Raw genomic sequence first — 9,156 nt, forward strand, 5'->3', positions numbered from 1 at the left:
TCGCGATAGACCCGGATCACGTCCTCGCGGAACTCCTTGGGAAACGCCTTCGGCATGGTGCACATCCTTCCAGCGTCGACACACATCGACGCAGATCAGATGTCACCTATCCGTGCAGCAGACCCATTCGAACTCAACCCCACGCAGTTCGAGGAGCTCATCCGCTCGGTGGCAATCGCCGGTCTCGTTGACGTCCGCCGCAACCGGCTGTGGAACTCTCCCGACGGACGAACGTTCGAGAACTACTACCGCGTGGTTCCCCGAACCATCGCAGCGAGCATCGTGGCCGATGTCTACTTCGCCGGCCACGCGACCGCCGTACGCATCAGCGACATCAAGACTGCGCTGCCTGAACTGCTCCCAGGCATCTTGCAGACGCAGATCTACGCCGCGCTGCTCGGTGCCGAAGCGCCGATGGTGCCCCCCGCGGAAGAACTTCTCACCGTCCTGCCCGACTTGAAACTGGGCTCAGACGGTGACGAACTATTGCGCACCTACGCACTTATCAATCCTGAGTGCACGCATTTCGTCTTCGAGTTCCTTAGGCAGGAAGTGCAAGATGCAGCGGAAGCGAACGATGAAGGGTCCGCCGTTGCAGCAACCAAGGTACTTGCCGCGCGCGTCGCGGACTCGCTTCAGACAGAGACGACTGAGCGCGTCGCATTCTTCTTCGACTCACTGACCCAATTGGCTGCACGAGGTTGGGACTACACGACGCCCATTGAGACGGTGGTTGAAGGTGTGCAGGATGCCAGGACTGGAGATTTCCCCACCTCGACGGCGATCGTGCACCTCTGCGCGGCAATGGCGAGTGACCAAGCTCAAGATCTGCCTGACCACGCCTGGCTCGAGCTCGCATGTCGTGTCCTCCAGCCGACCTTCGACGGCAACTACATGACCCCCGAGAAGCTGAACTCGTTCGTCATGCAGTCGTTCACCTGGCTCGGAGAAGACATTGACGCCCTGTATGACGCGCTCGAACCAGAGCTGGTCAGTCGACTCGCCATGGCTTCGGACGCAGAGCTCCCAGATCTCATCGAGGTCATGAGCAAATGGGCCCATATCGCCGGCGGATACCACCTTCCGTTCGGCGGCGTCCCCAGCCCAGGACAGCAGACTGCTGCGCGACGGGTCGCGGTCTCGATCGCCAATGCCATCGTCCCGCTGGTCGCCACCCCGGGCCTGCGCGCGGTCTTCAACCGAGAGGCCTCCAGCCTCGAAATCACACTCGACGAACCGGATGAGCTCTTCGCGGCACTGACCGCGGAGCGCGACTTCTCCGAAGATTGGGAAGAGGACCGCCGCCTCCGAGACGCTGAACTCGACCGAGCGCTCGCTGCCTACATTGAACAACCGCCCAGCGTCATCATGACGTGGCTCGTTGACCACGACGCCGACCTCGCCATGGTCAAGCACGGCTCAGCAGCGTGGAGCGTCATGGTCCGACTCTCCATGCGTCCCGACCCGGAGGTCTGGCTCCGAGTAGCGCTGGACTATGGGCTGGGTCGCGCAGCCAGCCTTCTCATCAGCAGGTGCGTCGACAACGGCGTCATGACTGTTCCTCTTGCCACGGAGCTCCTCGGCGACGCAGGCGGGAGAGGCTCCCTCATCAGCTCGGTCATCAATGAGTGCCAGGACGCCGAGCTCGCGAGTCTCATCGTCGACGCCCTTACGGTCGAAGACATCCAGGACCTCGACTCGTCCTACGCCATCGGTCACGCATCCGAGTCCACCCGTCAAGCACTTTTCACCCACCCGGAGCCCAAGGTTCGAAGCAGTGCCGCCGCGCTGTGGGCGGCCGAGATGTCGTACTCCTCAGAGGAGATGCCAGCCGATCCCGACTGGGCTACGGCCATGAGTGACCTCGTCGTCCCATCAGGCACCATCCGCGACCACATGCAGTCCAAGGCACTGGGAATCCTCGCGAAGACGAAGCCAGAGATCTATATAAGTCTGCTGGTCAAGCACGTCGAGGCGCTCGAGGGCAACGATGACTTCGACGAGTGGGAGGAAAGCGCGCGTGAGCTGAGCAGCGCACACCGGTTCGACCTCTGGAACCGGGTGCGGGAGAGCCCGATCGCCAGGAACCTCTTCTGGGTCATCTCAGCCGCCGATGTCGAATGGATAACCACAGCCGTGTCCGACGCGACCTTTCCGGTGTCGCTCAGCAAACTGCTTCACGCGACGCGGTTCCAGCACGGCAAGCGATACCCGCTGAGAGTTCTCGCTGTCATGCTCCGGCCGCTCAAGTGGCAGCCCGATGACCTTCTCTGGACCCTCGAGGTCGGCACGCAATGGGGCGAAGACCACGAACGGCTCGAACGGCACCTCAAGGAGTGCCGTGAACTGGCTGAGTCGCCCGAGCCGGACCTCGCGCGGCTCGGGGAGCGAGGCGTCGAGACCTTCGAGCCGCGTTTGGCTGAGGCGAGAGCTGCTGCACGACGGGCTGCGGTGCGCGGGTCACTCGGCTACTGATACCGACATCGTGGGCGCCAACCTTTCGGCCTGGCTCACGCTAGGCCGGTCCGATGCGCCTTTCGGCCGCGACTTCTCGGACGATTCGGATCTAGCGTCGGAGGCCTGCCTCGCCGTCGGTGCGGCGAACCGGCGCCGAGGACCGACCTCGATCGCTAGGGAACTGCCATGCCTACTTCCGCTCTGCTTCCGTTCCGTCCGGACGAGATGACCACGGCCCAGCTCGCCGCGGTCTCCTTCCTGGCTCGCTACACCGGCCAGACCCACACGATGTACGCCTACCAACTTCGGCGCTGGTTCGCCTGGTGCGAGAACAATCAGCTCGACCCACTGATCAGCGTCGCGCGTGCCCACGTCGAGCTGTTCATCCGGCATCTCAGTGAGTGCGGATTGATGGCCTCCTCGGTGAACTCATCGATGCACGCCGTGCGCGGCTACTTCCGGTTCGCCCACATCGACGGCCTCATCGTCAGCGACCCGGCGGTCGACGCCCGCCTGCCCAAGGTGCACTCCGACGAATCCCGCACGCAGGGCCTCGACCGCCTAGAACTCATCCGGTTCCTACAGGTTGCCCCGACCCTCACGATTCATCACGGCGCCCTGGCCTATCTCCTCGGCATCAACGCACTGCGAGCATCAGAGGCTGCGGCCGTCCGAATCGAGGACTACCGCGAAACACTTCGCGGGCACCGAGTCCTTCACCTTGTCGGCAAGGGCAACAAGCCCGCGACCATGCCCCTGACCGTTCCCGTCCTCCGCGCGTTGGAGGCGTGCCGAGCAGAGCGCACCTGCGGTCCGCTGGTGCTGAGGCCGCGGTCCGGCAACCCGGTCGATCGGGGCGACATCTACCGAATGGTCCAACGGATCGCGAGGGCGTCGAACATCCCACGGCACATCGGCCCCCACTCCCTGCGTCACGCCGCCATCACCAACGCCCTCGACGCTGGCGTGCCACTCCGCGACGCCCAGATCCTCGCCCGGCACGCCGACCCGAGAACGACCGAGCACTACGACCGCGCCCGAGGGAACCTCGACCGCCACGGAGTGCACTTCCTGACCGCCTACGTCGCCGGCGTATAGAAGTGCACGCCTCAGCTCCGCCGAAATTGACTTGGGCTCTCGGTCAATTGTCTCGGTCTGCCGGGGTCTCGTCGGTGGTCGAGATGCCGTGATCAGTCGACGTGAGGACGAGCTCGTCGTTGATCTTGATCGTCAGCGCGATCATCAGTCGCAGGGCCCTGTAATAGGTGTCCTGGTGCTGAGCCTCGCCCTCGCCCTTGGGTTGGACTCCGTGCTGGTACTTGTTGCGGAGCTTGGGGCCGTTGCTGAAGTCGACCGAGTTCAGGTTGTAGTTGAAGTACGCGGCCTCGGCCTCGGTCAGCAGGGAAGAGCGTCGTACTAGCCATCCTGCGTCGATCATCGCGTCCACGTGGGCGCGAGCCGCATGATCGAGGTGGTGGTAGGCCACTGCCTCGTGGTGACTGAGTGACCTCAAGACCGAGAAGAGCGGGAAGTTCGTCAACACGATCCGCTGCCCTGTGTTCTTTGCGAGTCCGATCTCGATGAGCTTGTCGATCATGGGCTGCTGGAAGGCGTGCAGTGCCTCATATGGGACCTCGTTTCGGACCAGGAGGTCGACGGCGTTGTCACCGCTCAGGTTCTCGTCGACGTAGGTGAGGTGTGACTGATCGGAGAACAGGGTGTGGAGGATCGACTGGATCTCGGGGTGGTCGGTCGCGTAGGCGTACTTGCCCTCGATCGCGCTGGAGATGTCGCGGTACCGAACCAGGTCTGCCCCGGCGGTGGCCACGTCGTGGTCGATCTCACCGTCCTCGATGAAGAGGTTGTACTGGGTGGCGATCGACTCCATCTCCGCAAAGAGGTTGCGGCACCGCTCCAAGTAGTTCGCGGTGGAGCTGCTGGGGGTGAAGGCGAACCCGGTGATGCCGAGTTCCGAAGGCAGGTGCTCCTCGAAGTACCAGCGGAGCACTTCCTCGAGATCGATGTCCCTCGCTTCGAGGAAGCGTCGATACATGACCGTCTGCGAGAGGGTCGCGAGGTCCTTGGCTGTAAACACGTGTCCGGTGAGGTAGTCGTGGGTGCCGTTGAGACCGAAGACGGACTCGAGACCGCGGCGCTCGCTGTCGACGGCCGGCAGCGTGAGCAGTCCGTCCTCGGGGGCGAACTCGAAAAGGAACTGGAAGTTGTTGAGGACCGAGGCGTAGTCCAGTGTGTCCTCGAGCCAGGCCTCACTGAAGGTGTACTCGATGACGGTGTCGTCCAGGGAGACCATCATCGGCTCAATCTGCGTGTCAGACACGGAGACCGAGCATCCGGTCGTGATGCCTGTGTTGGTCGCGAAGAACTCCTTCACCTGGGCGTCATAGCGGCGCTTGGCCTTGACGATCAGCCGCTTGTCGACACCGGTCTTGTCGTCGATCGGGGCGTTCGCGACGAGCTTTAGGTAGTTGCCGTTCGGGTTGTCGCTGTCGATGTACTTCTGAATCAATTCGCGCTGGTCGGCCGGGGTGAGGCTGGCAGGGAGGAAGGTCTCATTCCTGACCTGGTCCTCGAGGTGGTGACGGATGACGAGCTCGGCTCGGTCGGGGTTGGCGAGGAGGAGGTCGCGGACCTGAGTGTCGTAGTTCTCAACGAGACGCTTGCTGGTGAGCAGGTCACCGGGGTGGATGCGGGCCCGGTCCAGGACGGCCAGCATGGGGGTCGCACTGCAGCGTCCAAAAACACCGAGAGCGGCCAAGAGGTCGAGGAGGTGTTCGTGGTACTGCCAGTCAACGTCGCTGAGCTTGTCATCGAGATCCTCGTCCTTGAGCGCGTGGAACCACTGGGCGACGACTCGGCGGATGGGGCGGGCCGCCTCAGTGAGCGAGGTGTGCTCGGCCTCGGGCAGGTCCTTCGGCGTGAAGCCTGCCTCCACGAAGAGGCGTGCGTTGTGGATCTCAAGGATGCCGTTGACGTCATCGGGTGGGGCGGACGGGTTGAACCGCTGGATGAGGTCTGCCGCCTTCTGGATCTGCCAGTAGGTGGCGAAGTCGCCGGCGCCGTAGAAGCGCAGGCGCATAGTGACGTCGTCGACGTCGTCGACGTCGGTGTCCGCGGTCATGTCGTTCCTCCCCTGGGCCAACGCAGCGCCGATCGGTCAAGCAGCCGGATCGATGTTGGTCGCCTCACCATTGAATCGCGCACCACCGACACCGACCGAATAGGTTTCCGCGCGGCTCGAGTGCCACCGCCGCCACGGTGCTGTCGTTGGGCCTGTCAGCCCGCGACGGAACGCATGCTCCGACGCCACTTGTCACACCCAGTGGCGCAGGGATGGCGCCCTGGCGGACGCCTCCCCGTTGGCTTCGCAAAGCGAGCTCATCCTCAGCAAATGAGACTCCGGTCGTGCCGGCCTGACGCCATCCGAGCCGCTGCATCACTCCGCCGCGACACGGCGGCCACGATAGGCGCGTACCACGGGACCCAGAAGGGCACGACACTTCAATCGCCCGATGCCATGGCGCGCTCTACACGTGAAGCTGGTGTCGGCGCCACGGAGAGTCCATCCGTCTCCCAGAGTCGACGCCCCGCGGGCACGCCTAACGCGCATTTATCCAACTACTGAGAATCGGCGCTACTTCGCGTTCTTGAGGAACTCCCGGACTGCGGCATCGCGGTCTTTGAGCGGGATGCTTCTCATTCCGGTCATACGGCTGCTCTCAGCGGAGCGGACGACGAGCCCCTTCTTGGGTGCCGCGACAACCGAGCCCTTACGAGTGACCTTGCGAGCGTTCCTGGCCATCCTGTCTCCTGCCGTCATGCACGCCAGTGCTGATTGATGCTACCTGCTGATCGGAACGTTAAGGGTCACCACCGACAGAACGGCCCCACACGACGCCGGCGGCCACGAATAGGACGAACTGCACGGCCAGAAGCGCTCGTAGTGTGCAACTCAGGTAGTCCTTGTCCGTTCCCAGCACGAGCGCGGCCGCCGTGAACAAGAGCACGACAGCGACAGCGAGGTTGATCATCCTCGGCAGCAGCAAGAGCCGCGACACAAGGCCGTGTTCTTGTCCGCGGGAGAGCAAGGCGAGCAGAAAGGCCGGGACAGCAAGCATTATTGCGACAACAGCCGATGCCCGATTCGGATCCTTAACGGCGTCGTACAGCGCGTCGTCGAAGATCACACCGGCAACCAGCAGTAGGCCCGTCATGAGCGCCCCGAAGAGAGTCTGACTGACCAGACCACTTCGTGCTGGCCGCAGCTCGAGTTCGAACCAGCTCAAGGAGCCTAGTGGCGTCGTCTGACCCGCTACGTGCGCGGTGTGGCCGAGCACTGGCGAGACGCCGAGCGGCTTGATGTCGTCGTCATCAGCATCCCAGCGAGAAGCCGTCAGAGCGTGGATGGCCAGTCCCGGGGGCGCATGCACCTCGACATGCCAGCTGCGCGTGCTAGACCACGCAGCCCCGTCAAACCAGGCGTTATGAACCACGCTGTAGGCCGCGGTCGGCTCACCATCGCCGTTGACGTCCCCTTCGTACTGCATCTTCACCAAGGTCCTGGTGCCGGCGGTTTCAGCAGGGAGTTCAACGACGAGGATGAAGTTCACCGCCAAGTCCTCAGCAACCGCCATCAACGGCGTTCCCTCGACCGTTCGGTCAGCGACCCCGAGGGCGTCGCGAATCAGCTTCAGAGCAGGCTGGTACTGCTCAGGCTGGGTCGCAAAAACGATCGACCGCAGCGCCTCGAGTTCGCGCGTTGAAAGTTCCCGACCCAGCACCCCGGATAGACCCGAGACAAGGGCTTCGGTTGCCAGTGCGCCATTGTCGTCCGTCCCCCAAATCGGAATCGCCGTGCCCGCCGCATCGGTGACGTCGAGACGTTTGAGCGGTTCCTTCCGCAAGGTTGCCAGAGGAACGGCTACCCGGTCCTTGGATGCTTCGATCGCTAGTTCCTGGGGAAGGGTGAAGTCCCAGGAGATCCGTTGCCGAGTCTCGCCGTGAGCCTCGAATGACATGGTCTCAGCTCGACGGTGCGTCCAGTCCGCCTGGGTCAGGAGGAGTTCGAGGGCCTTCCGGCCACGAGACCAGCGGCGCCTTCGGCGGCGATCGGCCCTGCATAGCCCAGCCAACGCGTCTCCTCTCCGGCCGCAGGAAACTGCCGTCTGTCCATTTCGGCGCGGGACCGCTCACTGAATGCTTTCACACTGAACGTTGTGATCGCTGAACTGCCGTTGGTCCAACTGTCCACTAACAGCCAGTGCGGTGCCCGTCGACGATAACGTCGGGATCGAGTTCACCCAATGACTTCTTCGACGCACTCGTCGCTGGGTGAAGTGTCGAACGTTGCATGAAGGGGAGGTCGCAGTTGCAACCGAACTCGACGGAGAGAGACTGCCTCGAGCAATCATCAGAATGTGGCCAGCGGACTCCACACCTTGAGTAAGCCGGCGATGCGTCTCCAGCCAACCAACCCAGGAGGTCTACTTCCGGCGCGCGTACGCCCAACTCGACTCGGTCGCCACGCCGTGACAGATGGTCTCATGGTCGCCCGCCCGTCCACCCGGTCGCGCAGAGCCAAGGGCTCGCTACGTGACCGGCCCCGAGGGCCTCGGCGGCCGCACAGGTGCAATCCGGTTTGCGACTGCTTCGCAGATCTCCTTCACGACTCTCGCCTTATAAACGATGCCAATATCGAGCGTCTCAAGAGACAGCGACCGAGAGCTTGCGACGGTCACAAGGTCGACCGCACGTTCGTAAACAGCCGCCACCACGCCGAGGAACAACACTCTCGTGCCCGGCCCGAAGGTAATATTCCCAAACTTGTCGGGCGCCGACGCTGGGACGACCAAGAACACTGGACTTCCGCTCGAGCCAGGAAAAACCGAGGCATCGATGAGAAAGGTGGGCTTGCCCTCGTAGTCCACGTTGAGCGCGCTTGCACTGTGGCCTCGACGGACGATCGGAAGTAGCGACGTGGAGTCGTAGAGCCCGTCGGGGTAGCCGATAAAGGTCACCGGTTCGATCGGTTCGAATGCCTCAAGTGTTTCCGCGGTGGCGCATAAAGATGGGTCGAGTGGCCGAATGAACACCTTCCGACCACCATGCGCCTCGGCGTTCATGATGGGCGCCCAAATCGAGCAAACCGCAATGTCGACATCTGGGTCGCCGTGAAAGACGAACGGCGTGGAGTCGTCGAGCGGAACTGGGATCTCGACACCCAGTGCAGGCGTGTCGTCGGGGTTCGCCGCGATGCAGTGAAGCGTGACCGAGTCCGCGCCCTCAACAACGTGCTTGTTGGTAACAACGAACATCATCGCGCCGAGGTCGTCGACCTCTACCGCGAAGTAGAAGCCGGTCCCGAAGCCGGTCTCAGTTCCGCGTGTCACGGTGATCCGGACCGTGGTGAACATCAACTGCTCGAGAATCGATTCGACCTTCACGTTCCGATTCGACCACGGACGACCGACACTTCAGAGCCTTGAAGCCGAACCCAGCAGACGGGGCTAGCGCCCGCCATTCCTCCACACCGATGCCGCGGTGACCATCCTGCGTCTTTGCGGTACCCCTCTGTTGTCAATCGCCGGTGAGGACTGGGGTCTTCCGGGGTCGTCGGGGCGCGGGTAGCGTCGGTGTTGCGGGTCCGGGAAGTGGCTGATCCGAAGTGTCGATGTGCGGGGG

5 protein-coding genes are annotated in these 9,156 nt (G+C 63.1%); 2 read left to right on the top strand and 3 right to left on the bottom strand.

Features of this window, described 5'->3' with window-relative positions:
• Nucleotides 1-54 precede the first annotated feature (54 nt).
• A complete protein-coding gene (locus H0487_RS19855) occupies nt 55-2,475 on the top strand; it encodes a hypothetical protein (RefSeq protein ID WP_183095963.1) in 2,421 nt (806 codons plus the stop codon).
• 168 nt (nt 2,476-2,643) lie between these two features.
• On the top strand, nt 2,644-3,555 hold the full coding sequence (locus tag H0487_RS19860) for a tyrosine-type recombinase/integrase (RefSeq protein WP_183095964.1): 912 nt from the start codon (nt 2,644-2,646) through the stop codon (nt 3,553-3,555).
• A gap of 43 nt (nt 3,556-3,598) precedes the next feature.
• Here the strand turns inward: H0487_RS19860 and H0487_RS19865 are convergent, their stop codons facing one another.
• The 3 genes from H0487_RS19865 to H0487_RS19875 all read right to left on the bottom strand — a co-directional run bounded on the left by H0487_RS19865 (nt 3,599) and on the right by H0487_RS19875 (nt 8,918).
• Complete coding sequence (locus tag H0487_RS19865) at nt 3,599-5,596, bottom strand: hypothetical protein (protein WP_183095965.1); 1,998 nt, start codon at nt 5,594-5,596, stop codon at nt 3,599-3,601.
• A gap of 739 nt (nt 5,597-6,335) precedes the next feature.
• Nucleotides 6,336-7,493, bottom strand: a complete 1,158-nt coding sequence (locus H0487_RS19870; RefSeq protein WP_183095966.1) for a hypothetical protein — start codon at nt 7,491-7,493, stop codon at nt 6,336-6,338.
• A 570-nt stretch (nt 7,494-8,063) separates the two neighbouring features.
• Complete coding sequence (locus H0487_RS19875; RefSeq protein WP_183095967.1) at nt 8,064-8,918, bottom strand: S1 family peptidase; 855 nt, start codon at nt 8,916-8,918, stop codon at nt 8,064-8,066.
• Nucleotides 8,919-9,156: the final 238 nt, after the last annotated feature.

This window comes from Nocardioides stalactiti (genome assembly GCF_014180715.1).
Lineage (GTDB): Bacteria > Actinomycetota > Actinomycetes > Propionibacteriales > Nocardioidaceae > Nocardioides > Nocardioides stalactiti.

Bases quoted from the DNA above. Each gene is read 5' to 3' on its own strand.
- H0487_RS19855 (WP_183095963.1), top strand. From the start codon at position 55: ATGGTGCACATCCTTCCAGCGTCGACACACATCGACGCAGATCAGATG.
- H0487_RS19860 (WP_183095964.1), top strand. From the start codon at position 2,644: ATGCCTACTTCCGCTCTGCTTCCGTTCCGTCCGGACGAGATGACCACG.
- H0487_RS19865 (WP_183095965.1), bottom strand. From the start codon at position 5,596: ATGACCGCGGACACCGACGTCGACGACGTCGACGACGTCACTATGCGC.
- H0487_RS19870 (WP_183095966.1), bottom strand. From the start codon at position 7,493: ATGTCATTCGAGGCTCACGGCGAGACTCGGCAACGGATCTCCTGGGAC.